The organism is Streptomyces halobius (assembly GCF_023277745.1).
GTDB classification, from domain to species: Bacteria; Actinomycetota; Actinomycetes; order Streptomycetales; family Streptomycetaceae; genus Streptomyces; species Streptomyces halobius.
The window spans coordinates 1,149,952-1,175,669 of the sequence record NZ_CP086322.1; the positions used below are offsets into that span (position 1 = coordinate 1,149,952).

The following is a 25,718-nucleotide window of genomic DNA, read 5'->3' on the forward strand; positions in this document are numbered from 1 at the left end:
GCCATCAGCCACAACCGAATCGATATCACCGGGCAATCCGGCGGTAGCGCCCCACCCCGCGTGGACACCCCGTTCCTCGGCGGATCCCCCCGCTGCCCAGCCGGTGCCGGCACCGCCCCGCCATGTCGCCATCATCATGGACGGCAACGGCCGCTGGGCCACCTCCCGCGGGCTGCCCCGCACAGCGGGCCACACCGTCGGGGAACGGGCTTTGGCGGATGTGGTCGAGGGCGCCACTGAGATCGGCATCCGCTACTTGACGGTATTCGCGTTCTCCACCGAGAACTGGAACCGCCCGCCGGCGGAAGTCCGCTTCCTCATGACGTTCATTCGGCGCATGCTGCGCCCGCGCCGGGACGCACTGCACGCCCAAGGAGTGCGGATTCGTTGGCTGGGGCGCATTTCCGAGTTGCCCCCTGAGCTGGTCACCGAAATTGAGGCAGCGGAGCGGCTGACCGCCGGCAATACCGGACTCACCCTCGCTGTGTGCATCAACTACGGGGGGCGCTCGGAGCTGGTGGACGCGGCGCGCCGCATCGCCGAAGCCGCCGCTGCCAGGAGCCTCGACTGGACATGCCGCGCTGATCGACGCAGCTGCCCATGACGCTGGCCGGTTCGACGCGGCGCTGGACGCGTACCTGGAGGGTTCCGGGTTCTCCCGGCCCGTCGGCATCGCCATCTGATCCACCTCTCCCACCGGCCCCGCCTGCTGCCACGCTGTCGGGCGGGGCCGGCCCATGCCTGGAGCATCTTGTGACGGACACGACCGCTGCACGCGTCGTGCGGCTGACCGAAGACCAGCACGCCTGGCTCACCTCCCCCCTCCCCTCCGGCTGTATCGCGACCCTCCGCACCAGGTGATCAACAAGGGTGTCCCGCAGGAGGTCGTCCGCCGGATCCTTGACCACACCTCGGCCCAGATGACCGCCACTACGCCTCACCCATGTCCGCCCGTAACGAAGAAGACGTCACGTCCCACCCCATGGCCTCCCCTGTAACTCACCTATGTCTTTCGCTATTTGGCATGAAATCGGCAGGACAGGCGTTGGAGATGTCGCGCCTAGCCCTCATGGGTGGGGAGGCACACTAACCACACCCCAAGGCACAAGAAACTGCGACCAGCCATCTGGCGATCCCCACGCAATGGCCCTGTGGTCACGTCCGTGACCACAGAGCCGCGTTCGGTTTCAGGTGCGGTGTTCCTGAGGATTCCAGAGTTTGCTGAACTTGGTTCGGTTCAGGCCGGTGTCGTGCTCATGGTGCCAGTACCAGCGATAGACTTCACGCCGTTCGGCTGGGTGCACTCGGTCGGATCCGCTCCAGCCCCGAATACCCCGCGAAATGTCTCCCCCTTGAATTCACCGGACTTGACGGTTCCTTCCATGAGGACTCCGCCGGTCACGTTCCTGAGGGTCCATTCCACCGTGGATTTCGACTTGTTGTTCCAGAAGATGGTGCCTGTGCCCTTGATCTCGCCGGTGGTACAGCTGAAGCGACCTGATCCCTGGCCTTCCATCCGGCCGGAAGTGATGGCCGGGTTGGAGGTGGTACAAGAGATGCTGGTGATAGTGACCTTCAGCGACTGGTTGTCCATGTCCAGGGCATCGATACCCGGCGTGAAGGTCCCGTTGAGGGCCGAACCGTTGCAGGTGCTCGCGGCATGGGCCGGTGCGGCGGTAACCAGCATCGACAACGCGCCGAGCAGCAAGGTGAGAATGGTCAGGAGTGCTGTACGAGGGCGTAGTCGCGATCGTGCCATCTTGGCCTCCTTACGGGGCGAGCGCAGACATCGGCGATGCCTGCCAACCCGTCACTTCATAAAGACACATGATCCGGTGTACCGTCAACGGTCGGCCGAATATTGCTGGCGAGGCCAATTTAAAACAGGGCGGCATTACTCCTTTCGCACCTTCGATATCCGATTGAATGAACGCACAGCGGAAATTAATTCGAATATCCGTCGCTCGTGTCAGCCACACGGTGGCACCGGCGACGGCCAACTACAGTAGTCACAGTCGTTACGGGATTGTGGTGCGGCGGGCAGATGCGCCGGTCACGGTCAAGCAGGTCTGCGGTGAGCTGGGAATCTCCTTGGAGCCGGCCCGCTCGGAGGCGATGCGTTCGAAGCTGAACCGGCTCGCCGAGCAGGGCTGGCTGCGCAAGCTGGCCGACGGGAAGTTCACCACCACGCGGTGAGCACACTTCGGCAGCAACGGCATGCGGCCCCGACCGTAACGTGCGTGCTCCCGACGGGAGTTGATAGTGCACGTCAAACAGAACCAGCTCCGCCGGGGGAACTGAGACAGTTGTCTACCAGTCCAGCCTGCAGCTGTCCACGGCCACCCTGACCTTCATCGGCGACCTGCTGCGCGGCCATCCGCTCGCGATGGCGCAAGCTCCCGCCCGGACAGATCGCCACGATCCTCCTCGCCGTCCTCCGTCATGACCAGCGGCTTGCCGACATGGCGGGCGACAACCGCATCTCCGCGAGCACGGTGCGCCGCTGGGTGATGGAAGTGATCGACTTGCTCGCCGCGCGGGCCCCGCGCCTTGACCGCGCGCTGAAGAAGGTCACCCGAAAGGGCGGCCACGTCGTCCTGTTCGATGGCACCCTGATCCGAACCCGGCGCCGCACCGGAGCGGACAACCGACGCAACTACAGCGGCAAACACAAGGCCCACGGCCTGCTCTTTCTCGCACTCACCGATGACAAGGGCCGTCTTCTGTGGCTGTCCGCAGCCCGCCCGGGACACTCCTCGGAGATCACCACCGCCCGCTACAACCGGTTCGTCGAGCAGCTACGCGCCCACAAGCTGGGCGCCATCGGCGACCTCGGCTTCACGGGCCTGGACAACGACCCGAACAACCTCGTGGTCATCACCGGTTACAAAGCCGCCCGCACAAAACCGCGCACCCCGGCGAAGAAACAGGTCAACAAGCTGATCGCGTCCGTCCGAGCCGTCTGCGAGCACGCCTTCGCGCACCTGAAGAACTGGAGGACTCTCACCAAGCTCCGCCTGCACGCGCGTCACGCCACCACGCTCCTGAGCGCCCTGCTCGTGCTGACCAACACCGAAGTCTCGCGCTGACAGACGATCTTGATTCCAGACGACCGCTCCTGACCAGCACGAGTACACGAACCGACCCCCCTGCCACCCCCGTGAGCAGCAATTTCAGGTTGAACAAGACTCATTGAGACAGCCGGCCGGGGGTTCGAGGGGCCGGGGCAATGTCAGACGAGACTGATTCCGGCCTGAGCCTTGATGGTCTCCACGGCGTCACTGGTGAGCCAGCGAAGGGGTACGGCCGTCCAGCGGTCGCTACCGGGCTTGCGCATGACGACGGGCTTTCCGTCCTGTGTGACCTCGCACCGCATGAATCCGTGATCGCGCATGAGGTCATCCGCCAAGTGCTCACCGTGGACCATCGCTGCCTACTCCTGTTCGCGGTCCTTGTCGTCCGCCATGGCGCTGTGCACGTCGCCGAAGTGGATGATCCGACCGGGGCGGGAGTTCACGAGAGCTTTCCCGCAGCGATGAGGGTGACGAAGAGAATTACCGTTCCCCATGCGCACAGGAGGAGGATTCCGCCTACGAAAATGCCGTCCTCGTGGATCCGGCGGCGTTCTCTTCCAGTCATCTGCGGGACTCCTTCTTGACGCAGTGACCGCACGGTTTCCGGCCGTCGCGCTCAGCTTTGCTACGGGATGTGACAGATATGACCGGCGCGGGGCACTTGCCGAGGATGTAGCAGCTCGGTACAGAGTGGAAGCGGCCGCCGCTGCTCTTGGCGACGTATACCCGGTCATCTGGACCCGCCCCGCGGGGGGAGCCCGATGCAACGGTCCGGGAACAGGGCGGGGGTTCACTGGCCGGACCGGGAGCGTGGAACACGAGCGTCACACCATGCGTCTGACACTGGTAGGTCCATCGACTCAGCCGCTGCATCTCGTGAGCGATCTCCATAGGGCAGCGCATGGCTACCCCTTCCGGCCGGTGTTCTTGCCCGAATCGGAGCTGCCCGACGACTCTTTGTTCTTGTCGCGGTTCTTCTTGCTCACCTCGTCGGTGGTGCCACTCATCGCTGCCTCCTCGATGATCCTTACGAGTAGCTCAGACTGGGCGTGATCCATCGACGGAGGGATGATCCGGGTAGCCGTCCAGGTGTTCCACAGGACCGCCGAGGGCGTATCCGTGTCGATCCCGGCCGTGTGCAGTGCGGCGTCCAGCGCCTTCGCTACCTCGCGCCCCAGGGTCCCGGGTACCCGTCCGCCGATAGCCTCAACAAGCCTGACGGCGCGGGTGATTGAGAGCGTGGAGAGGCGGATTCGATTGGTGATAACCCCCTCGACCATGTTCTGGGTGATCACAGAGGGTCCAGCATCGAGCCCCACAAGGTCCAGCGCATCATCCAGGCGCTGGCGTACATCCCTCACAGCCTGATGCGGCGTCCGGATCATCGGGGCAGCCATGCGTCGTCACTCCTCGGTTGTGATGTCGATACATGGAGTGAACCGAAGGCGACCAAGATCAGTTGACACAAAAGTGACACAACTGCGCTTTGGGGGAAGGAACTTGTTGGCGCCTACCCCATCCAGCCAGGCAGAGTGACGATATGGACAGCACACGCACGCCGGCCGCAGGCGAGAACATCCAGGTACTACGCAAGGCGCGGGGGCTTGGGCAGGACAGGCTAGCCCGCACTGCGGGCATCTCTGTGTCTCTCTCCGCAAGATCGAGAACGGAGACAGGGCAGCCACGCCGCCCAACGTGGCATCCATCGCCAAGGCCCTTCGCGTCAGTACGGCGAGGATCTATGGGCAGCCGTTCCTGGGGCCGTCCGAGCAGAGTGACCTTCTCGAAGATGTTCGGAACGCTGTCCGGCGTCACACTCTCCCCAAGGAAGAGGTTCCGCCGCTTGACGAGTTGCAAGCAGACCTCCGCAAGGCTGCGGAACTGAGGTCCAACACCAAGTACCTCGAACTTCTGCGGATGCTTCCCAAGCTTCTGGGACAGGCAACCGCCACAGCCATGGCGGCCGGCGGTGACGCGGTTGCCTGGGGGAATGTGGCTGACGTATATGGATGCGCTTACGCCGTTGCCCATCGCCTTGTCCAACCGGACTTGGCTGACATGATTGTGTCTCGCCAGCAATGGGCTGCACGGCAGACCTGGAACCCGGTAGCAGAGGCGGCTACCGCATGGAACGAAGCCGGAACATATCAATCAGCAGGCCAATATGACGACGGGTTGGCAATTATCGATCGGGCTATCACTCAATTCGAACCTGTGATGACTGACGAGATGACCTCCGTTGTCGCACTGGGTTCACTCCACCTTCGTGGAGTAGTGCTTGCTTCCAGGTACAAGGACAAGGCAGTCACAGAAGCGCACTCGCAGAAGGCGAATGCTCTCGCCAAACGACTTCCCAGCGGGGATGTCCTCGCCCACAACCTCACGTTCGGATCTGGCAACGCCGCTCTGTACGATCTCGCCGCGCTCGTTGAATTGGACAAGCCTGATGAGGCTTCCCGGATGGCTCAACCGCTGATCGACACTCCCCCGCGGGGCCTCCGACCTTCGAGGCTGGGCCGACTCTACATCGACACAGCTCGTGCCCGCATGGCGCTCAAGGACTACTCCGGAGCCGAGGAAGCACTAAAGGCGGCCTTCAACGTTGCTCCTCAGATGGCAGAGATACATCCCATGAGCCGGGAGGTTCTTCGAGTTCTGTTCATCCTTCACCAGCGAAGCAGGCCGGATCTGATGGACATGGCGAAGAAGGCCGGCCTGGCTGCCTGACTCTTGCGGCGGCTCTGGCACCGGAGTAGCGCTGTCCAAACGCAGCGAAGGCCCCCTCCAAAGAGGGGGCCTTCTAGGCAGCGTCCGACGGGGCCCGGTGCCGACCAGGCTGGCACCGGACCGCTTGCGGAGCAATGCTCAGTACCTGTGGATCACTCCTGACGGAAGGAGGCGTATCTTCCCGATGGATCGATCGATAGGTCATCGAGCAAGGCCGACATTGCCGCGTCGGTCGGGAAGGCACGCCCGTGCTTGCGGTTGTCAACGAGGACGGCACCACGCCAAGCGGCAGTTCGCTTCTGGATGAGATTGTTCGGGAAGGCGCACGGCGGATGTTGGCCGCTGCGCTGGAGGCCGAAGTCAACGCCGACATAGCTGAGTTAGCTGACGAGCGCGACGACACGGGGCGCCTGCTGGTGGTCCGCAACGGCTATCACCACCCCCGGCAGGTCATCACCACGGCTGGCGTGGTCGAGGTGAAGGCGCCGCGGGTGAACGACAAGCGCGTCGACGAGGCCACCGGCGAGCGCAAGCGGTTCGCCTCCGCGATCCTGCCGCCCTGGTGCCGCAAGTCCCCGAAGATCAGCGAAGTGCTGCCCCTGCCCTGTCTCCATGGCCTGTCCTCCGGCGACTTCGTGCCTGCGTGCGAGGTCCCGGTCGTCCGCGTCATGAGCGTGACCGCTCGTACGGCCCGGCGCCAGGAAGCACCTGGTGGGCATGTCAGGTAGATGACGATGCGTCGATGCTGAGGAGTCACTGGGTCCCCCTGATCCACACAGGACTCTGGATGGGCCGGTCGGACTCGTCGAACGTCGTCACTGTCCAACCGCCGGCCTCGATGACGCGCTGTTGGAGCAGCCGACGGTGTGTGGCGTCGGCTGCCAGCCTCTCCCACGTGTGAATCAGGCACATCACTTCGCGATGTTCCGCCTCAGCCCGCATGGCGCTCAGCAGCGCAGCAAGCTGCGGCCGGTGCGCGCTGAGCGCATCGTCGCCGAGGTCGTACCAATGGCCGGCAAGGGCCCAGCCCCTGCGATCGGCGTAATGGCGGCAGCCCGCCAGCCGCATGCCCAGCTGACGACGGGAGCGACTGGCGCACCGGTCGTAGACGAAGGCCAGCGGGGGTCCGATAGCTCTCATCACCGGGTCTCCGCTGTGTGCCGAGCCAACAGGTACTGACAACCTCGCGCGAGCTGATGCACCTGGACGTGAGCGGCGAGCGCGCCCTGCCCGGGACCCTGCCGGGTAAGTCGCTCGATTGCATCGAGCCGGGCCGTCAGCCGGTGCTCCTCGATGCTGCCGAGTCCCAGATGCCGTGTCGGCTTACGGGCCTCGGGGAGAAGGCGCGCGATGTGTCCACGCAACTCCTCTTCCAACTCGGACAGTTCATCAGCGCAAGGAGAGGCGTCGCGCAGCTCCTGCGCGCGGTCGATCGTGGATTGGATCGTTTCCTCGTCGATCGGGTCAGGTGCCGAGAGGTCGGCAGACATGACAGTCGATGTTTCGATGCGGTCGGTGGTCATGAGCGCATCGCCGCCTCGCCACACGCCTCTTGGAGAGCCGCCTTCAGTGGTTCAGGGGTGGTGATCCAGTTGTTGTCGCCGGGGCAGACACGCCAATGCGGGCCGGGACCCACCACACGGCGAGGCGGCGGGAGGGCGACGGCCCCGCGCGAGAGAATTCGCGTGCTGGTGCAGCCCCATCCATTCGCCGCACCAACAGGCACGAACCAGTACAAAACCCGTTCGTACGGGTCGTCGACCACCGCCCCACACCGTGACCCGAGGGATCTCATCACGGAGAGGCCGATGGTGTGTTCTACGCGAATGGCATCCCAGTTGATGCCGGCGGCGTGAAGCACACAGTCGACGGCTTGCGCAGGGCATACGGCGGGGGTGGGCATAGAGCGGCTCCTGGTCGCACCTTGCTCGACTGAACGTGCGTCAAGAGTTGCCCTGTCACCCACCGATAGCGAGGGCTTCTAAAGGACTTTTCACTGCGTCAAAGCGGACTTCCATGGCGCCATTTGGGTGACGGGTGGCCATAATGAGGACTCTGGAGCGACACTGTCCAGAGACCCCCGATTGAGGTGCAGCATGGTGCGACGTGCAGGAAACACCCGACTCAAGTCCGCCCGCGTGGCCGCTGGTTACCACACCCAGCAGGCATTCGCCGAGGCGCTCGGCGTAGACGTACGCCAAGTACGCCGATGGGAATCTGACACACCACCCTGGCCGCACCCCGACATGCAAGAACGCCTCACGAACCTCACCGGTCAGACCATGGAAGCGCTGGGATTCACCGTCCCCGCCGGCCGCGACCAGCCGTCAGCGCAGCGGAGCGCCGCCGTGCCTCCACGGAGCGGGGTCGGCCATCTACCGGCCGTACCCTCACAGTCCGGCGCAACCATGCAGCCCGCGTCCGTGGCGGCCGACTACGAGAACGTCACCCGCTCCCATCGACACTTGTATTGGTCGGTAGCCCCTACCACCCTCCACCCGGCCGTCGGCGCCCATGCAGACCTCGGCTGCACCCTGCTCGCCGAGACCGCCGGTCGAACCCGCCGCGCTGTGGCGGCCGCCCTCGCCGAGACATGGCTGCTCGCAGGACGCATCGAGTTCTTCGACCTTCGAGAGCCTGACGACGCCGGACCCACGCTGCTTCGCGCCCTTCAAGCCGCTGGTGAGGCGAACGATTCCCTGCTCGGGTCCGCGATCCTCGCCCACAGCGCCTTCATCCCCGGATGGGCAGGCGACCGTGACACCGCGATGGAGCGCATGGTGGCCGCCCGGACCTACGCCCGGCGCGCCCCTGCCCCAGCGGAATTCCTGGCCTGGCTGAACGCCGTCGAAGCAGAGTGCGAGACCAGGTGCGGGAATACGCGCACCGCACTGCACCTGATCGCACACGCCGAAGAAACGCTCGCCCAGTGCTCCGAGCACCCCACCCCGGTATGGATGGACTGGTTCAGTCCCGCGCGACTGGCCGCGTTCAAGGGCAACACCCAGCTCAAGGCCGGCCACCTGCCACAGGCACGCACAACACTCGCTGGCGTACTCGACCAGATGCTGGCAACGGAGGACAAACAACGCACCGTCATCTACGGCGACTTGGCCGCCGTCGAAGCCGCATCCGGACAGCCGCAGGAAGCCTGCCGGTACGCCTGCCTCGCGCTCGACCAGCTGGAGATCACCTGGTACGCGACCGGCATGGACCGCATCCGAGAAGTACGCCGAGCACTCACCCCACACCAACACGACCAGTGTGTGCGAGACCTCGATGAACGCCTTTACGGCTGGGCGACGACCGTCAACGCTCTGTCGCGTTGAACTTCCCAATCGCCTCCGGAAGCTCCGAGAGCGACTCGATGCGGAACGTCGGCAACTCGCGCGCCTCCGGGCTGTTCCACTGGATAGTGGCCCACGGCCCGCGGTGCACAAGAACAGTACGCATCCCGGCAGCCGCACCAGGACGCAGGTCGTTGTCCACACGATCACCGACGTAGAGGATCTCATCCGGCCGGAACGGGACCGCGGCGGCGACGCGGACGAAGAACTCGGGATCCGGCTTACTGGCGCCCCAGTCGTCCGACGTACCGATCAGATCGACGTCCTCCGCGAAGAGGCCGCGCAAGATGCCCCCGGCGCGCACGGTCTGGTTCCCGGCAATCCCAAGCCACAGCCCCTCACTCCGCAGCTGCGCCAACGCCGGACGGACGTCCGCGTACAGGTCCGACTCATCGAAGTACTCCGGCTGCCCCGCAGCAGCGCGCGCCTCACGCTGCTTGTAGAGGTCGAAGCCCGGCTGGAACTCCTGAAACACCTCGCGGTAGTCCCGCCCCTGCGCGATCACTGCCCCGAACATCGCCGCAAAGGTATGCCGCGGCACACCGAGCCAGTCAGCCCACGTGCCGTACTCCCGGGTCTCGTCGACCAGGCACTCACCGACATCGAACACCACAGCACGAATCATGCGAACACCATACTGACCGGCCAAGCCAAGCGGTCACACGCCGTGCTCGCGGAAGCCACACCTCCAGCCCCGCTCCGCTCACCCGAACTCGTCTGAACGACCACCCCATCTCCACGGTCCGGGCTGACTCGTCGGCCAGAGCCTGCCCAAAGGCTGTCCGGCAGGGCTGATCTTTCAGCGGTGGACGGGAAGCAGCCTGGTCCGAGGGGGCACAGCAGGTCCGGTGGCTCAGTCAGGGGCGTACCAGCCGATTTGGATGATGCGGGGGCGCTGCCGGGGAGTGACGAGTTGAGCCCGTCCGGGCGGCATGGCCATGGCCTTGGTGTTGGCTATCAGTGGTCCTTCGTCGGGTTCTCCGGACAGGATGATGCCGGTTGCTCCGAGTTCTTTGAGGCGTCGGGTGACGGGGTCGAAGGATGTGCGGGCTGCGCCGGCGGTGCTGCGGGCGATGATCACGCGGAGACCGATGTCTCGGGCGTAGGGAAGGTATTCGGTCAGCGCTTCGAGGGGGTTGCCAGACGGGAGGGCGACGAGGTCGTAGTCGTCGATGACGATGAAGATCTCGGGGCCGTGCCACCAGTTGCGGGCACGCATCTGCTCGGCGGTGACCTCTCCGGTTGGCATCCGGGCCTGGAGGAGCGGGACGAGGCGGTTGAGGCCGTCTTCGAGGGATGCCGACGCGGGAGCGTAGTGCAGCACATGCTCCTCGGGGAGTTGGCCGTGCAGTGCGCGGCGGTAGTCGCCGACGATCGCCAGGGCTTCATGGGGCTGGTGTCGTTCGGCCAGGCGCTGGGCGAGCAGGCGGACAAGCGCGGTCTTCCCGGACTCGCTTTCCCCGTAGATGACGAGAAGCGGGTCGGTGTCGAAGGTGACGTAGACGGGTGCCAGGGCCGCTTCGTCGAGGCCCACGGCGAAGCCGAGATCGGGGGTTTCGCTTGCCTTGGGGAGGGCATCGGCGTGCAGCCGGTCCGGGAGCATGCGTACAGGCGGGCACACCGGGCCGGACCAGTGGGACGCGATGGCTGCGATCAGCTCGGCGGAGCTCGCGGCGCTGTCTGTGTGCTCGTGGGGGACGTCGGGGCTGTCGGCGTGGGGGAGGGCTGCCACGTAGTGCAGTCCGCCGCGGGCGAGGCCGTGGCCGGGACGGTTCGCGGGGACGTTGCGGGCGCGTTTGCGGTCGTGCTCGGAATCGAGGGGATCGGCCATCCGCAGCTCCAGCCGGGTGCCGAGCTGGTCTTTGAGTGCGGGGCGGATCTCGTTGTAGCGGCCGGCGGCAAGGATGACGTGGATGCCGAAGGCGAGCCCGCGCACGGCCATGGCCTCGATGTCGGGGATCAGCTGCTCGTGCTCCCGTTTGAAGGCGCCCCAGCCATCGATCACCAGGAAGACGTCCCCCCAGAGGTGTTCGGGGTAATGTCCCACGGCCCGCCGTCCCCGGTAGGTGCGGATGGAGTCGATGTGGTGGGCCCGGAAGAACCCCTCCCGTTCATCGAGGATCTCCCGTATCTCGGCGACGGTCCGCCGCGCCTTGGCCCCATCCAGCCGGGAGGCGACGCCCCCGACATGCGGGAGCTCAGCGAGGGTGGACAGGCTGCCGCCGCCGAAGTCCAGGCAGTAGAACTGCACTTCGCGGGGCGTGTGCGTCAGGGCGAAGGACGTGACGAGGGTGCGCAGCAGGGTGGACTTGCCGGAGCGCGGGCCGCCGATGACCGCGGCGTGGCCCTGCGCGCCGGAAAAGTCGTAGTGGAGGATTTCTCGGCGCTGCTCGAAGGGCACATCGGCGATGCCGAGCGGGACGACCAGCGACATCTCCCGCCATTCGGCGGGGTGCAGGCCACGTTTGTCCGTAGTGGTGAGAGCGGGAAGCAGATCGCCGAGGGAAGGCGAATCGTCCAGCGGGGGCAGCCATACCTGCTGGACCGGCGGCCCCTGATCCCTCAGGCGCCCCACCAGGATGTCCAGGACCGAAGGCCCCGTACCGTCGTCTTCATGCGGGGGATTGTCATGGTCGGGAAGGGCCAAGCCGGGGTCGGCGAGGGCGGACTCGGCGGTGAACAGCACCGGTGAAAGGCCGTCTGGGCGCTCGGAGGCAGTGGTGCGCCGGGGGCGGTACGGGCCGGAGACGTACGCGGCCTTGAATTGCGTCGGAGCATCCGTCCCGTGGCTCAGGAGCCCGGCGCCCGGGACGTTGGGCAGGTGGAATGCGTCCGGGGAGCCGAGTGCGATCCGGGATTCTTCAGCGGAGAAGGTCCGCATCACTAGGCGGTAGGACAGGTAGGTGTCCAAGCCGCGCAGGCGGCCTTCTTCCACCCGCTGTGAGGCAAGCAGCAGGTGTACTCCGAGTGAGCGTCCGATGCGTCCGATCTGCAGGAACATGTCGATGAATTCGGGCCTGGCCGTCAGCAGCTCGCTGAACTCGTCCAGGACGATCAGCAGGGTCGGCAACGGCTGAAGCGGGGCACCTGCTGCCCGCGCTCTTTCGTAGGCGCTGATGTTGGCGAAGTTGCCGCTGGCGCGGAGCAGTTCCTGACGGCGGAGGAGTTCGCCGGCGAGGGCGTCTTCCATCCGGTCGACGAGGGTGAGGTCCTCGGCGAGGTTGCTGATGAAGGCGGCTACGTGCGGCAGATCGGCAAGGCCGGCGAAGGTTGCTCCGCCCTTGAAGTCGGCCAGGATGACATTCAGCGTCTCGGAACTGTGGGTTGCGGCAAGGCCGAGGACCAGGGTGCGCAGCAGCTCGGACTTGCCGGACCCGGTAGCACCGACGCACAGGCCATGTGGCCCCATTCCTCCTTGCGACGCTTCCTTCAGGTCGAGGACGACGGGCTTGCCCTCTGCGTCGACCCCGACCGGTACGCGCAGGCGGTCTTGCAGGGCTCGCTGCGTCGAGGGGGGATCGAAGGTGGTGGGGTCGTCGATGCCCATCAGGTCGGTGAATCCGAGATTGCCCACGAGCGGGTCTTCGTCTTCGTCGTCGCTGGTCCTCAGGGGCGCCAGCACGCGAGCCAGTGCCGTGGCTTCGACTGCGGTCAGGGCATCCGGAATGCCGGTGTAGACGGAGCCGGCGTTGGAGATGAGGCTGAGGGCCTTCGGTTCGACAGCCAGGCCCGGCCGGCGATCTAGTCCGTGGGACCTGCGTGTGCGCGTGTGCGGCTGCTGCTCGGCGCCGGCGGTCGATTCGAGCTCGATGACGGTGACGCCCAGATATCCGTCGCGGTCGAAAGGCCAATGAAAGGTCGTCGTGGGATCGGGATCCACAAGGATCACCACGTGGGGTCGGTCCAGAAGGGGCTGGGCGTCCCCCTCCCATCCAGGACGTGTGGAGATGTACCCGTCGAGCCCCTCTTCGAGGGCATCGAAGGAGGGGTACATCAGCAGCCCGGGGCCACGCCGGTTGCCAGCACGGCCCTGGTCGGTGGGGCGGGCGTGCGGCAGCCACTTGATCCAGTCCCACTCCGCGGCCGTACCAGGAGCTGTGACGACTGCGATCCACAGGTCGTCCGGCGAGTGCAGCGCTGCCAGCTGACAGACCACTGTCCGAGCGGTTGCCTGGACGGTGTCGGCATCGCCCCGGATCGTGAGCCGCGGGAACGCGCGCAGGGACAGCGCCAGGGGCAGCTCTTCGAGGTACTCGTACGCTTCTACGAAGCGTTGCAGGGCATGCGCGGACAGCGGCTCCCACTCCTCCGCGGGCCCGGCCTGCGGCACCATGAGCCGGGTCGCCAGGGTCTGTGGACCCAGCCCCACACGCACTTGGGCAAAATCGTCGTCCGTCGGCCGCCGCTCCCACAGTCTCTTGCGTTCAGCGACCACCGCCCACAGCTGCCCCGGCTCGGGGAACGTACGGCACTCGGCCAGGCGCTGAGCGCGTGCCGTCTCCCGCACCGCCTCGCGGGTACGGGCCAGGTACTTGAGGTAGTCCTGACGCGCCTCACGCACACCTGACGCGGCGCCACGCCGAGCACGCACGATCTGGACTACGCCCATGGCCGCGGCGGAGCAGAGCATGATGCCGCCCATGATCTTCATGAACGGCGGTGAGCCAGGCAGGAAGAAATAGACCGCGCTGCTGCCCATGCCCATCATGGGCAGCAGCGTCAGAACAGCAGATTCGCCCTTGCCTTCCGGCAGTGTCGGCGGAGCCTTCAGCTGAAGCTCCGCCGTGGGGTAAGCAGGGGGCGTCGAGCGCGGCGGGCGCTTGATGATAACGGTTGCCAACGGTCCCAGTTACTGCCGGAACGGAGGGCCGGGCTGCTGCTCGCCGAACGGAGAGGGCGGCGGCACGACGGGACGCCGACGCCGGACAACGACCACCGCCACCACGGCCAGAAACCCAAGCACCACTACGCCGACGACACCCCAAATGACATACGACAAAAGGTCCTTGCTGGAAGACGCGCCTGGATCGGCAGGGGACGAAGGATCAGCTGCCGCGTCGGGCGAGGAAGACGACGGAGCGGGCAGCGGACCGTTCTTCGAACCGGCAGGAATGTCCTCGGTCAGGGCACTGTAGGGGCGGATGAAGCCATACCCGTAGTGTTTGTCTGGAAGCTTCGTACCCTTCAAGGACTTCGGCAACTTGGCTGTCTTCACAAGGCGGTTGACGATTTGGCCGGCCGTGAGATCCGGGAACTTCGAACGGAGCAGCGCCGCAGCGGCTGATACGAAGGCTGTGGAATCAGAGGTTCCCGAACCGGTCTGGTACTGATGGTTCAACCCCGCCGTGTAATTATCCACCCCTGGCGCTGCGAGCAAGTTGTTCGAACCATAGTTGGACTTTTCCCAGATCCTGCCTGACACGTCGACGGCACCCACCGAGACCACCCCTGGATAACTCGCAGGATAGTTCGGCTCGTCAACGCCGTCGTTCCCAGCCGCGGCGACCACGATGGCGTCCTTCTGGCGCGCATACTGAACAGCATCTTCTGTGTCTGGGTCTTTGAAGGAGGTGTCCCCTAGGGACAGGTTGATGACTGAGGCGCCGTGGTCAACGGCATAGCGGATGGCTTGTGCGATTTTTTTGGCAGATCGAAATTGCAGTTCGCCGTCCACGTTGACGCGCAGTGGCAGGATCTTCGCAGCGGGAGCAAGCCCTTTGATGCCTGCGACGTTGCCTGGCCCGTGTCCATGGCCTGCGATCAAGGAGGCCATGGCGGTGCCATGAAAATTGTCAGTTTCACGGTCAGCCCGCCCGCTGCCCCAGAGGAAATCTTTGCCGGGCAGCACATTTCCTACGAGATCGGGATGGGTCCCGTCGACGCCAGTGTCGATGACGGCGACGGTTACCCCCTGACCTTTCGATACCTTTTCAACTGAATTCGCATCGAACGCTGACAACGCCCACTGGTGATCGCGAATGGAATCCGCGGCCGCTGGGGGCGCTAGCTGCGCGAGGCTGACCACGCACAGCAGCGCTGCCCCACCTGCCGATCTCATCCATCGCTTGAGTGTCACGCCTTGCCGCTTCCTTCCGAACTGTCCGGCCCTGGCTCGGGGCTTCGCTGTTCTGGCACCTCAGTGTCGTCGTTCCCCTGAGAAGCCGACGCACCGACGACTCCGGGCACAACGTCGCGCTGCGAAACCCACGTGTCCTCATCCTCGACCAAGTAGTCGGGACGCGACGACTGCTTCTTCTTCTCCTCGCGGGCCGATCGCCCGCCAGGCGGCGGCACGGCCATCGGCCCCCGAGCGCGAGACGCTCCTTCCGGACCGCTGTTCAAAGCGCCGCCGCGGCTGCGATGCAGACCGGAGCCGCCTTGCGCGCCCCGCCCCGGAACTGCGGGCTTGCTTGGCTCTCCGACGACACCGCCAGGCCGTCGGGCGAACCCTCCCTGACGGCCACGCGTTCCGCCCTTGCCAGACGAACCCGGACCACCGGCGCCGCCGATTGGCGGTCGACCTGTCTGACCTGGTTGGCCGGGGGCGCCTGGCACTGCGGACTTTCCTGAACCTGCGCGGCCCCCCGGAGGCGTGCTCGGAACGCCCGGTGTGCCGGGGCGTGGCGTTCTGCCACCCAGTGGACCGCGGCCGCCGATCGGCGGCTGAGCACCAGGAGGCATAACTGGCCCACCAGGGCCCGAACCGAAATCGCCGGGATTCCTGCCGATTACCGCGCCGCCAGGGCCTGCGCCGGGAGGATTGGTGGGGTTGGGCACACCGCCACGCACCCCGTCCAACGCCGTACCAGGAAGCGGTGCCTTCGGCGCGGAAGGACGTGTTCCAGGTCCGGCAGAACCGTCCGCAGCGCCGCCCGACCGCCCGGAGCGTGGGGAAGTAACTCCGCCATCCGCAGACGACGAACCGCGAGCTGCCCTCCGACCTCCTGAAACCGGCCCGGTATTCCGGGGACTCGCCACAACTGGAAACATGGCAGCTGCCACATCCGGCGGCGGCACCGTCGTGTCCGGCGCAGCGACAGGCTCACCTGGGTTGGTCTTCCCCGGTCCCCGCATGGTTTGTGCCTTGACGTTGTACGACGCCCCGAGCTTCTCCATGTGCGCGGCTGCCTGCAAGGCGATCTCCCGCCCACGGGAGAGCGTGTCGGCATGCTTCGCCTGTGCCTCGGAAGCGCTCATCCCCTTGGCAATGTCGCGCTTCAGCCCGGTGTCGTCACGGCCGCTGACCCAATCCTCCGCCTTGTCCCATCCATCTTTCAGGCCCGAGATTGTCGCCCCGAGAACGTTCCCGGACTTGCGCTCGCTTTCGGTGTCCTGCAGGGCTGTGACAGCCCTTTGGGCTTCTCGAAGGTCGATCGCGGCAGCCTTCAGCGTGTGCGACGTGTTCTTCGCGTATAGAGAGCCGTTCTTGAGGCTCGTGCTCAAGGTCTTGGCCCGCGCAGCGAAAGCATCCGCAGCGGCTCCGTGCCAGTACTCCAGGACATCTGCCACGGCCTTGTCCAGCAGATCCCGCACACTTCCGTCCGGCGCATCACCGGCCAGCTGATCATGTACGTTCATCCAATGGTCGGCGATTTCATCGACCTTGTCCGGCTGCGCGTCGCGCACCATCGCCTTCAGCGACTCAAGCGTATGACTTGAAAAGTCGGTGCTGTGCCCGCCCCCGCTACCCATCTCAATCCTCCCCCTTGCGCCGACTCACCTACGCGAGACAGTAATTCACCTCAGCGCATAGATTCGCGGACCTCTTGCTCGCGACTGTCGTAGTCATCATGCGCGGTCTTCGTGTTCTTGCCGGCCTCGGCGATCATCTGCTTCAGCTCGGTGACCATGCCGGCGATCTGCTGCTTCATCGTGCCATGCGCATTCCGCAGCCCAGCCTCTTCGTCGAAGCGCTGCCCGAGGTAGCCCTCCGGCAGCTCCGTTTTGTACTCCGCGGTTGCTCCGACCCCGTCCATCGTGTCCACAAGCGCGTTGAGCCGCGTGATGACCTGTTGCAGTGCGCTCAGGTCGACTTGATATTCCTTGGCCATCTGTATCTCCCCCCGGTGTCGCACAAGTGCTGCGCCTGGCGCCTGACGCCACAGCGGACCATGTAACCCTCCAGTAGAAGCCCAGGTCAACCGGCTTCCCGATGGCGGGCACTGCTTCGCAGATCTGTCCTGAACGCGACGCTGATCTGGCTGATGCGAGACGCGGGAAGTCGGCCCACGTGCGAAATCCGGGTGTTCGGCCCACGTGCGAAATCCGGGTGTACAGGGTGGTGGTGTACAGCTTAATCGTGGCCTTGGAGGAAGTGCGGCTCGCCTCGCGTCGCGGCCGACCGTCTTCGGCGGTGCATCCACCGATGTCCCTCGCCCTCATCTGGGCAGCTCGGCCCCAGGTTGAAACAAACCGCTCCGCCAATTTGTCGTGGCCCGTGCAGCGCCATACCCTGGTTGGGTTTGTGTTCGATGGCACCACCATGGGGGGACGTGCATGAGCTACGACCAGGACTGGGACCGCCAGCTCAACCCTTTCCGCTATAAGGCCGACGGCACGCTGACTGATGCTGCCAAGGAACAGAATGTCGCCATGCAGCTCAATTCCGCCAACGGGAGTGGCGCATCGGGCGGGGCCAAGACGTCACCCGGGAGCGGCACGGGGACGACACGCATTGAGGAACCGGCATCGCTGAAGCGAGCAGCACGGGGTGCCAGTGAACTTGCCGGTGACATCAAGACCACCGGGTCGCGGGCGGAGGATTCCACACGGACTGCCGCTCGCGCGCTGAAAGGGGACTCGTGGAACGGCTCGCTGGGGGCTGCCATGGACCACGTGGTCGAGACGTGGCACAGCCAGACCGCTGCCTTGGTCAGCAGATGCCGTTCGCTCCATGACAGATGCGCCGCCACTGCGGACAACTACACGCAGGCTGAGACGGCCAATGCGCAGGCGATGGGTTCACTGCGTTCCGCCGAATCCGGCCGCTTCGGGTAAGCCGACACGGAAGGTCCAGCAGTGCCTACTTACGAGCAGCTTTACAACCTGGATCACGCCAAACTGGCCGAGGCGGCCGAGGCGTGGGGGGAGATGGCTCGGCGATTCACGTCGCTGATTCAAGAGATGTCCGACAGCGTCGAGCGGCCTTTCCGACAAGCCGGATGGCAGAGCTCCGATGGGGCCGCCGCGTCTGCCGGGGACTTTGTGAAGGCGACGGCCCAGGAGATATCCGACGCGAGTACTGAGGCTAGAGCGATCCGGACAGCGCTGGTAGAAGCGCACGCCGGCCTGAAGAAGTGCCAGGAGAGCCTGCACAAGCTGGTCAATGAGGACGCGAAGAAGCAGAAACTGCATGTCAGTGGCACGGGCGAGGTCACCGACACGGACGACAGTGATCCGGAGCTCTTCGAAAACCGGCAGCTGAAGGTGCAGATGTTCGCACTCCGGATCGCCGCCGTCCTCAACGAGGCCGACGAGATCGACGCCAGCGCCACGCGGGCGCTGCGACGTGATGTGGGCAGTGACAAGAGCGACTTCAACTCCAAGGTCGCCACATCCTTGGAATCGGCCGACGCCGACTACGCTGCAGGGCTCATGAAGAAGGGCTCGAAGATGTCTGACGCGGAACTGAGGGAGCTCGACAGAATCCTCGGGCACCACCGCAACGACCCGGCCTTCTCTACAGCCTTCTACAACAAACTGGGCCCCAAGCAAGCACTGAAGCTGTACGGCGATGTGAGCCTGGATACAGATGCAGACGCTGAGCGGAAAGCGCTCATCCAGGACCTGCAACGGAACATGGGTGAGAATCTGGCCACGGCGACTGATCCGGACAACAAACCGCATCTGTCAGACCGCTGGTCGGCTGAATTGCGGAAGGTGGGCGCCGAGCGTATCCACCTTGATCGCAGTATCACCCTCGACATGTTCCAGCCGGGCAAGGAGGGTGTCTACGGTTACCAGCTCATGGGCGGTCTCCTGCGGTACGGCAACTACGATTCGCACTTCCTGACACCGGTCGCCGAGCACGTGACCCAGCTCAATCAGAAGCACCCGGATATGTTCCGCTACAGCTCGCTCGCCATCGACAGGCCGGACTTCGATCCCAGCCACCGCAGGGGCGGCGACAACGATCCGCTGAATGGCGTCATGGAAGCCCTGGGCCACAGCCCCGAAGCAGCCACGGACTACTTCACCGGCCCCATGCATGAGTACAGCGACGACGGCACGCTCAAGGGGCCACTGGACAAAATCGGGGACCGCAGCAGCTACCTCGACTTCCTCACCCACAAGGATCCCGGCGAGATTCCGGGTATGAACACCAACCGCGACGGTTCACCCGACAGCTTCCCCGAATCCTTGGGCCACGCCCTTGAGGCCGCTACCACCAGCCATCCTTACGACGATGCCGACGCCCCGCCCGTCAAACACTCGCCCGAGCAGGCCAAGCTCGTGGAGCAGGTGGTCGACAGGTTCGGCGAGAAGGACGGACCTGGGCTGCTGAACGGCCACGACAGCGCACCGTACAAGGCCATACGGGGCAGCCTCGGCCATATCACCTCGGAGTACATGGGCGACTTCCAGCGGACCCTGTCCGCGCACGGCGATCTGCCCTCGTTCGGCGCTCGTGCCGACCTGGACGCCGACGCCGCGCGCACGTTCATGGGCCAAGTGGGGCAGGACCCGGAGGCATACGCCTCCATCAGCGCCTCCCAGCAGGCCTATACCGCCGTCCAGGTCGACCAGGCCATGAATGCCCACACCGACTCCACCGTGAGCATGGAAGGCCGGGTCTCCAATGCCGTCCACCCCGGCGCGACCATCGCCGGAATTATGAGCCAGGCACGCGCCGAAGCCGCCCACGACACCCACACCGCCGAGGACAAGGAATTCAACGACCGCGTGGACGCGGTGAACAGGGGTGTGAGCAAAGGCATCCTGATAGGCACCGGCTCGCTCCCGGGAAATGTCGCCGGAAACGTGGTGGGCTGGGGCGTGGGAGAAATCCAGGAGCAGGTCGTAAACAGCATCAAACAGGACACCACCACGGACGCGCAGTACGAAGCCGGCCAGCACTACAGCAAGGGAATGCAAGCTGCGCAGATATCGGCGCAGCAGGCCGTAGAACGGGCTGCAGACCGAGGCCATTTCAATCCGTCAACGGTGACGGACCTGAAGAACAGTGCCTCGGACACTGCTATGGATGGGCACACCTCAGGGGCCCAGTGGGAGGACTCTCGTCATGGCTGACCACTTCGACGGGCCCAAGGACCGCACACCGCATGCGACGGCTTGGCGCAGAGCAGCGGCGTCTGCCGCTGTTCTCTCACTTGTCCTGCTCGCTTCTGGTTGCGGAGGCCCTCAAGTCAACTACGCCATACCCAAGGACCTCTGCGGCGTCACCGTGGACCAGAACCTGCTTCGTCCCTTCTTCCCCCCGGGAGACCGGATCCAGTTCGACGGGGAGATCTTCTCCGACGACAACAAGGCCAGGTCCATCTGCCAGTACTACGTGGACGGGAACACCGCTCTCCTGGTGAACGGCACACGGAGCTCGGAGAAAGTAACAGCGGAAGAACTCGTGACGCGCTTCGCCAGCCATGCACACCTCAAGTCCTGGGCGCGGTCCGACGGACGCATCGCGGGCTACGACGGAAGCGTCTTCGGCACCTCCACCTGTTCCGGAACCCCGTCCGACAGCCATGGGCAGCCAGCCCACACTTTCACCCTGGAGATCTCCGTCAACCATTTCACCAGTGCGGAATCGGTGCGCTCCCACCTGCAGAAGCTCATGTCCACGCTCCTTCCCAAGGCAGCTCGTTCACGAGGCTGCTAGATGTCGACGGCTACGCACGTCACACTCCCTAGAAAGCCGAAACGAGTACGCATGACCAGGGAAGACCTGACAGAGCTCACCACGACGTTCTATGTGGCGGCGCCCGAGGGCAAGCCCTGGGGACTCGATGGAGAGCAGTTCGCCATCGGGCTGCGGCAGCTGAGCACCCAGGCCGTGACGGCACCTCTGAGAACATCGCAGGACATGACCGAGCAGCTTGCATTCGACGGCCACTCAACGATGTTCGCGGTGCACGTGGGGGACGTACCGATCGACGGACAGTTCATGGAGGCATCACAGAGCCTCAATATCGGACCCTGCACAGCCGCCGAGGCGGCAGCGTTCATCGAATGGTTCCAGAACCTGCTACCCGAGGGCGCACGCTTGCGCTTCAACAGCGAAAAGGGCGTCGAGAGCGGCGATATGGAGGACTACTGGATCCCGGCCGGTGCCCGGTGCGACGCTATCGCCAAGGAACTGCTCAACCACCTGGACGAGGCAGTCGACGAGTGACGGCCGACGCTCGACCGACCCTGCGCCCGTGGCCTTCTGTTCCGGCCGATGGCGTAGTCGTTGGGGTGGCGCGAGCGATCCAGCGGCGAATGTCGAGCAGGCCAGGGGTTGGCCGGCGGGCTGAGCGCCGAGCATGCAGCACAAGACCTTTCAACAGGAGGCATCCGCAGGGGCCAGCCCGCAAGCGCTGGACCGGGAGACGGGCACTCGGTGGTTGTTCCCGGTGCGATGGGCGTCTGGGGGCCGGTCCGCTTGTCGGTGCCGACCGGCGGCCGTACGGACCTCGCCCCAAGCTCTCCGGTCACTGGCGAGCACCCTAACGGCCGAATCCCGCGCGTAGTCTGCTGTCTGCGCGCCCGGCTCACCGGCCGCGAACGCATGCTCCCGTCCGACTTTCCCCAGACCCGCAGCAACTACCCCGTCTCATAACGCGCTTGACAGCGAAGAGCTGCGGCGGTGACGCTGATGCGGATGGATGCTGCCGTGAATCACGACGCGTTAACGCAAGCGAGCGCAGCTCGAGCCTTGGCATCGGCATGCAGCCAGGTAGGACTGCACTCCGAGAAGGTCGAACTGCTGCGGCTGGGCGAAAACGCGATCTATGCGCTGCCCTCTGAGGGCACTGCTGTTCGGGTGGCCCGCGCCGATACCGAAGACATCAAGGAGAAGGTTGCCAAGGAGCTGGCGATCTCGTGTTGGCTCACTTCTCAAGACTTCCCGGCGCTTCGCCCCCGCGATGACCTACCGCAGCCAGTCCAGGCGGAGGGCAGGCTTGTTACGTTCTGGGAGATCCTACGGGCACAGTGCTGCGAGCTAAGACGTTGACGGCGGTGACGTGGCTGCCCCGCCGCTACCGGTAGGTGAGGATCACGCGGCCGAAGGCAGGCGGTCGCGCCACTGCTCCAGGGCGATAGTCGCCTGCCGCAGGTTGTGGATCAGGGTGTCCAGGTCGCCGGCTGTCGCTACGGGCACATAGTCCTGGGTGGGGACTCGCAGCTCGTTCTCCGTCCCGAGTTCGACTCGCACAGGGCGGCGGCCCTCGTCCGCAGTCATGTAGTCCTCGCTGCACGAGGTCGTGAACGCGAGGTGGATGCGCTTCCCGTTCACCATCGGGGGTAGCGGGACCGTGATCGGAGCGGACTCGTGGATGATCGAGTCGTACTCAGGGTCTTCATCGGCGTGCTCTCCAGCACACCATTCGGGGCAGTTGTCACCCGTCACGGACAGTTTCCAGTCTTGCGCGTTCATGGACCGAATTTTGTCATATGGTCCGAAAAGATCATTTCTGGTGAGGGTCCCGCCCGCCCCGGCACCGAGAGGAATGGCGAGGCGGGGCCAGGCCACAGCGGTGACGTGGCTGGCCCCCGCGCGCCGCTACCGGTAGCCGAGCAACGATGGGATCGCTGATGCTCGCGACCTGCGCTAAAGGATGTTCCATGTGAGTGATGTGTCCTCGCGATGAAGCCCCGTAATCCTGCGATCAATCTCGGCACGGCTCCCCGGAGCGTGGCGGATTTTTCGGGCATTGGTTGTGATCATGCGGAGCTCACGTATGTCGCGAAGTACGGGGAAGTGGGGCCAGAGGGTGACGTCGAAGCCGTAAGTGTCGGCGAATTCCTTGTAGTGACCAGGGCTGTACCCGAATCGCCGGCAATGGATTTCGAGGGTCACGAGGTCCCACTCCGGCTGGCCGATGGCCACCGTGTCCCAGTCGCAGAGAACGGTGTCGTCGCCATCGAACAAGGCGTTCCGATGCTGCGGGTCACCTTGCACTACGCCCGTGGGCAAGACGTATTCAACAGCTCGGAGGGCATTTTCCAAACGGTCTGCACGTTCGGCGAGAAAGTGCTTCGTTTCGTCCGGTAGAGCGGTGATGCTGCGGATCGAGGCCCGGATAGCTCCCAGGTTGTCCATGGCCGGGAGGGCGAATGGAGGGATAGGGAGTGAGTGGAGCGCGTAGAGCGGTTTGGCGATCTGGGCCGCTGATAGGGAGTGCTCCGGTTGGGGGAGATAAGTCCAGTAAGTCACTGCATGCCCGTCGACCTGAACTGGTTGATCGGGCACCGGATGTAGAGGGGCTGTGGGGAACCCGCGATCCATGAGCCACTGGACGAATCTGGCCGTGCGTCGTACGTTCTCGAACTTCGACCCCCGTCGGGCGACCTTGACCACCACCGGCGCAGTACTGAGCTGTACGACGGCGTTGGTGTGGCCGCGCAGGAGCCGGGCACCCGTTGAGTTCAGCCCCACAGCCGAACACGCTTGGTCGAGGACGTGCTGAAGTTCGGCCTCGCCGAACCCACCTGGCAGAAGTGCGGGTGCAGTCATGGCTCAAGGCTGGCCGACGATCGACCTCACTGTCACCTTGAGCCCGTAGGGAGCTCCAGTAATTCGCGTAGGTCCTTTGCGGCTGGCGTGGCCTGGTTCGTGCCAGGTAGCCCCTCGATTACACGGCGCGCTCGCGCCCCCAGAATCGGTGTGCGGTGGGCCTCCGGCACACGCAAGTAGGTGGCCGCAGCGAGCTGGCATGCCTCGGTCGCGCTGTGATCGTGCACGAGGCAGAGAGCGGCTTCCAGACGGAGGAGTGCGGGGTCGATGCCGGTGACCGCAGGGTAGAGGGACAGCGCCTCTTCCTGGACTCTTCGCGCTTGGGAACTCCGGCCCAAAGCCGTGAAGGTGCCGCTGAGATAGAGCAGGAACCGCCGTAGAGGAAAGGCGAATGCGTCCTCCTCCGAGGTATCGGGAAGCTGGTCGAAGATCAGCTGTGCGTCTCTGATGCGCGCCTCGGCGCTGGCCTTGTCTCCCTGCTGAGCCAGAGCCCGTGCTTCAGCAACAGCGGCAAACGCTGCTGTATGGGAGGGCCTATTCCGCGTCATTATGCGAGCCTCGCGAGCGAGCGTGACGGCTGACTCCAGGGGACCGTAGTAGTACGGCAGCATCGCCGCCTGCGCTCGCACACGTGCCCGCAGCTCCAGGACTCCGCTTTCGTCAGACGCGTGCCGCGCGGTGTTGTACCAAGACCGAGAACGCGACAAGTCCCCGAGCTTCATCAGAGAGTCAGCGACGAGGGTGGCCAGTACGGCGGTCATCTCTGCGAGACGAACCTGCACCGAGGCCGGCTGGCGATCTTTGGCCAGGTCCTCCACTTCCTGCAAGTCGAGGAGGAGTTGCTTGAGCATCGGCGCTGGGGATTTGGAGATGTATTCCTGTCGAGCAAGCAGGATTCGCTCCTCGATGAGATCTAACTGCCCGAGACTGACGCTTCCAGCGGCGAGCGTCCGGTCCACGGAGCGACGCACGGTGTCAATGTGGTCGGCGAGGTCTGCCACTGGGTGGGCCTCCGGCAGCGACGAGGCGCGAAGCGACGTCGGCGCCGGGACAGCCTGGGTTGGTGGTCCATCGTCCCCGAGCCCAAGCTCGTACGAGGTGGACCCGTAGTACTCGCACAGCAAGGCGACCATCGCGGGCCTGGGAGTTCGCCCCCCGGTCTCCCACAGGCCAAGCTGATCAGCGTCTGCTCGAAGACGGTTCGGACCACGGCTCTCGCCGAGGCGCCGTAGGTCTTCTCCTGCTTGCTTAAGAGTCAGGCCATGAGCCAGTCGGTAGGCGCGAAGCCGTCTGACAGAGCAGCACTCGCGGATCGCCGCAGCGGTTTGCGGCACAGACCATCCCAGGGCCGCCCCTCGCTGGCGGATGCGCCGAGCGCACGAGGGCTTGTGGACTTCTGAACTGTCAGCCACGGAAACCTCCCTAGGTCGATGGCTCAATGTAGGGGCGAGACCGGAGCGTCGCCACGCTTACCGACGCTTTCCGTCGGTTCTTGAGACAGGACAGTCAACTACCCCCCGATGGACGCCGGTTCCGACAGATACGCCGGTTGAGCCAAAACTCAGGCCCGGCGAACGTTGCCTCCACGAACACTCCAGCCTTTCGTCATTGTCTGCCGAAACGGGGAGGTCGTGATGACCGCCGAACACCAGCGATACCGGCCGAGCGAGGGTGACCGCGCTTACGACACCAAGAGCGGCTGCAACGTCAAGGTGAAGACCGACCCCGGGATCTACGCCCAAGACCGCGTCTGGGTACAGCCCGTCAGAGGGGGTCCGGGATGGCCCGCCAAGTGCGCGGACCTGGAACCCGTGACGCTCAAGGAAGCGAGCGCCGAATGACGACCACGGATTCCATCATCACTGCGGTGATCGTGACTGTCATCGGCTTTCC

General features: G+C 65.0%; 24 protein-coding genes and 1 pseudogene. 12 read left to right on the forward strand and 13 right to left on the reverse strand.

What is annotated here, in order from left to right; all coding sequences use genetic code 11:
- Positions 1–103: 103 nt before the first annotated feature.
- Entirely contained in the window at positions 104–604 is a 501-nt protein-coding gene (gene uppS / locus K9S39_RS05500) for a polyprenyl diphosphate synthase (RefSeq protein WP_248862236.1), read from the forward strand.
- Positions 605–1,237: 633 nt separating this feature from the next.
- Here uppS and K9S39_RS05505 read toward each other — a convergent pair.
- Positions 1,238–1,759, reverse strand: a complete 522-nt coding sequence (locus K9S39_RS05505; protein ID WP_248862237.1) for a hypothetical protein — start codon at positions 1,757–1,759, stop codon at positions 1,238–1,240.
- A gap of 272 nt (positions 1,760–2,031) precedes the next feature.
- Between K9S39_RS05505 and K9S39_RS05510 the strand changes: the two genes are divergently transcribed.
- Together K9S39_RS05510 and K9S39_RS05515 are read left to right on the forward strand one after the other, a co-directional pair.
- A complete protein-coding gene (locus K9S39_RS05510; protein ID WP_248862238.1) occupies positions 2,032–2,196 on the forward strand; it encodes a hypothetical protein in 165 nt (54 codons plus the stop codon).
- Positions 2,197–2,462: 266 nt separating this feature from the next.
- The gene (locus K9S39_RS05515) at positions 2,463–3,089 is read left to right on the forward strand and encodes a transposase family protein (RefSeq protein ID WP_248862239.1); all 627 of its coding nucleotides are present in this window, start codon (positions 2,463–2,465) and stop codon (positions 3,087–3,089) included.
- A 143-nt stretch (positions 3,090–3,232) separates the two neighbouring features.
- Here the strand turns inward: K9S39_RS05515 and K9S39_RS05520 are convergent, their stop codons facing one another.
- The 3 genes from K9S39_RS05520 to K9S39_RS05525 all read right to left on the reverse strand — a co-directional run bounded on the left by K9S39_RS05520 (position 3,233) and on the right by K9S39_RS05525 (position 4,471).
- Positions 3,233–3,409 carry a hypothetical protein gene (locus tag K9S39_RS05520; protein ID WP_248862240.1) on the reverse strand — a complete coding sequence of 59 codons (177 nt, stop codon included), beginning with the start codon at positions 3,407–3,409 and terminating at the stop codon, positions 3,233–3,235.
- 104 nt (positions 3,410–3,513) lie between these two features.
- On the reverse strand, positions 3,514–3,639 hold the full coding sequence (locus K9S39_RS41990; RefSeq protein WP_283112285.1) for a hypothetical protein: 126 nt from the start codon (positions 3,637–3,639) through the stop codon (positions 3,514–3,516).
- Positions 3,640–3,979: 340 nt separating this feature from the next.
- On the reverse strand, positions 3,980–4,471 hold the full coding sequence (locus tag K9S39_RS05525) for a hypothetical protein (protein ID WP_248862241.1): 492 nt from the start codon (positions 4,469–4,471) through the stop codon (positions 3,980–3,982).
- Positions 4,472–4,769: 298 nt separating this feature from the next.
- Here K9S39_RS05525 and K9S39_RS05530 point away from each other — a divergent pair, with 298 nt between their 5' ends.
- A complete protein-coding gene (locus K9S39_RS05530; RefSeq protein WP_248862242.1) occupies positions 4,770–5,801 on the forward strand; it encodes a hypothetical protein in 1,032 nt (343 codons plus the stop codon).
- 248 nt (positions 5,802–6,049) lie between these two features.
- Positions 6,050–6,499, forward strand: a pseudogene (locus K9S39_RS05535) (transposase); the annotation flags it as partial.
- A 55-nt stretch (positions 6,500–6,554) separates the two neighbouring features.
- Here the strand turns inward: K9S39_RS05535 and K9S39_RS05540 are convergent.
- Complete coding sequence (locus K9S39_RS05540; protein ID WP_248862243.1) at positions 6,555–6,941, reverse strand: recombinase family protein; 387 nt, start codon at positions 6,939–6,941, stop codon at positions 6,555–6,557.
- On the reverse strand, positions 6,941–7,324 hold the full coding sequence (locus tag K9S39_RS05545; RefSeq protein ID WP_248862244.1) for a DUF6415 family natural product biosynthesis protein: 384 nt from the start codon (positions 7,322–7,324) through the stop codon (positions 6,941–6,943). The genes K9S39_RS05540 and K9S39_RS05545 overlap by 1 nt, the downstream gene beginning before the upstream one ends.
- Positions 7,325–7,897: 573 nt before the next feature.
- Between K9S39_RS05545 and K9S39_RS05550 the strand changes: the two genes are divergently transcribed.
- Positions 7,898–9,130, forward strand: a complete 1,233-nt coding sequence (locus K9S39_RS05550) for a helix-turn-helix transcriptional regulator (RefSeq protein ID WP_248862245.1) — start codon at positions 7,898–7,900, stop codon at positions 9,128–9,130.
- Here the strand turns inward: K9S39_RS05550 and K9S39_RS05555 are convergent.
- The 4 genes from K9S39_RS05555 to K9S39_RS05570 all read right to left on the reverse strand — a co-directional run bounded on the left by K9S39_RS05555 (position 9,111) and on the right by K9S39_RS05570 (position 17,199).
- Positions 9,111–9,773, reverse strand: a complete 663-nt coding sequence (locus tag K9S39_RS05555; protein ID WP_248868598.1) for an HAD family hydrolase — start codon at positions 9,771–9,773, stop codon at positions 9,111–9,113. The two genes, K9S39_RS05550 and K9S39_RS05555, sit on opposite strands and share 20 nt — an antisense overlap.
- Positions 9,774–10,001: 228 nt before the next feature.
- Entirely contained in the window at positions 10,002–13,988 is a 3,987-nt protein-coding gene (eccCa, locus tag K9S39_RS05560) for a type VII secretion protein EccCa (RefSeq protein WP_248862246.1), read from the reverse strand.
- A 9-nt stretch (positions 13,989–13,997) separates the two neighbouring features.
- The gene (mycP, locus tag K9S39_RS05565) at positions 13,998–15,224 is read right to left on the reverse strand and encodes a type VII secretion-associated serine protease mycosin (protein WP_248862247.1); all 1,227 of its coding nucleotides are present in this window, start codon (positions 15,222–15,224) and stop codon (positions 13,998–14,000) included.
- Positions 15,225–16,890: 1,666 nt separating this feature from the next.
- On the reverse strand, positions 16,891–17,199 hold the full coding sequence (locus K9S39_RS05570) for a hypothetical protein (protein ID WP_248862248.1): 309 nt from the start codon (positions 17,197–17,199) through the stop codon (positions 16,891–16,893).
- 445 nt (positions 17,200–17,644) lie between these two features.
- On the opposite strand from K9S39_RS05570, the gene K9S39_RS05575 reads away from it, so the two are divergent.
- The 5 genes from K9S39_RS05575 (at position 17,645) to K9S39_RS05595 (ending at position 22,322) form a co-directional block, all read left to right on the forward strand.
- The gene (locus K9S39_RS05575) at positions 17,645–18,145 is read left to right on the forward strand and encodes a hypothetical protein (RefSeq protein ID WP_248862249.1); all 501 of its coding nucleotides are present in this window, start codon (positions 17,645–17,647) and stop codon (positions 18,143–18,145) included.
- Between the two features lie 21 nt (positions 18,146–18,166).
- Positions 18,167–20,398, forward strand: coding sequence for a DUF6571 family protein (locus K9S39_RS05580; protein ID WP_248862250.1), 2,232 nt, complete (start codon positions 18,167–18,169; stop codon positions 20,396–20,398).
- Entirely contained in the window at positions 20,391–20,984 is a 594-nt protein-coding gene (locus tag K9S39_RS05585; protein WP_248862251.1) for a hypothetical protein, read from the forward strand. Before K9S39_RS05580 ends, K9S39_RS05585 begins: the two co-directional genes overlap by 8 nt.
- A gap of 51 nt (positions 20,985–21,035) precedes the next feature.
- On the forward strand, positions 21,036–21,497 hold the full coding sequence (locus K9S39_RS05590; protein ID WP_248862252.1) for a hypothetical protein: 462 nt from the start codon (positions 21,036–21,038) through the stop codon (positions 21,495–21,497).
- 456 nt (positions 21,498–21,953) lie between these two features.
- Positions 21,954–22,322 carry a hypothetical protein gene (locus tag K9S39_RS05595; protein WP_248862253.1) on the forward strand — a complete coding sequence of 123 codons (369 nt, stop codon included), beginning with the start codon at positions 21,954–21,956 and terminating at the stop codon, positions 22,320–22,322.
- A gap of 42 nt (positions 22,323–22,364) precedes the next feature.
- Here K9S39_RS05595 and K9S39_RS05600 read toward each other — a convergent pair whose 3' ends face one another.
- The 3 genes from K9S39_RS05600 to K9S39_RS05610 all read right to left on the reverse strand — a co-directional run bounded on the left by K9S39_RS05600 (position 22,365) and on the right by K9S39_RS05610 (position 25,237).
- On the reverse strand, positions 22,365–22,745 hold the full coding sequence (locus tag K9S39_RS05600; protein ID WP_248862254.1) for a DUF6907 domain-containing protein: 381 nt from the start codon (positions 22,743–22,745) through the stop codon (positions 22,365–22,367).
- Positions 22,746–22,919: 174 nt separating this feature from the next.
- Positions 22,920–23,825, reverse strand: a complete 906-nt coding sequence (locus tag K9S39_RS05605) for a phosphotransferase family protein (protein WP_248862255.1) — start codon at positions 23,823–23,825, stop codon at positions 22,920–22,922.
- A gap of 32 nt (positions 23,826–23,857) precedes the next feature.
- Positions 23,858–25,237, reverse strand: a complete 1,380-nt coding sequence (locus tag K9S39_RS05610; protein ID WP_406707871.1) for a helix-turn-helix domain-containing protein — start codon at positions 25,235–25,237, stop codon at positions 23,858–23,860.
- 222 nt (positions 25,238–25,459) lie between these two features.
- Between K9S39_RS05610 and K9S39_RS05615 the strand changes: the two genes are divergently transcribed.
- On the forward strand, positions 25,460–25,666 hold the full coding sequence (locus K9S39_RS05615) for a hypothetical protein (RefSeq protein WP_248862257.1): 207 nt from the start codon (positions 25,460–25,462) through the stop codon (positions 25,664–25,666).
- Positions 25,667–25,718 lie beyond the last annotated feature (52 nt).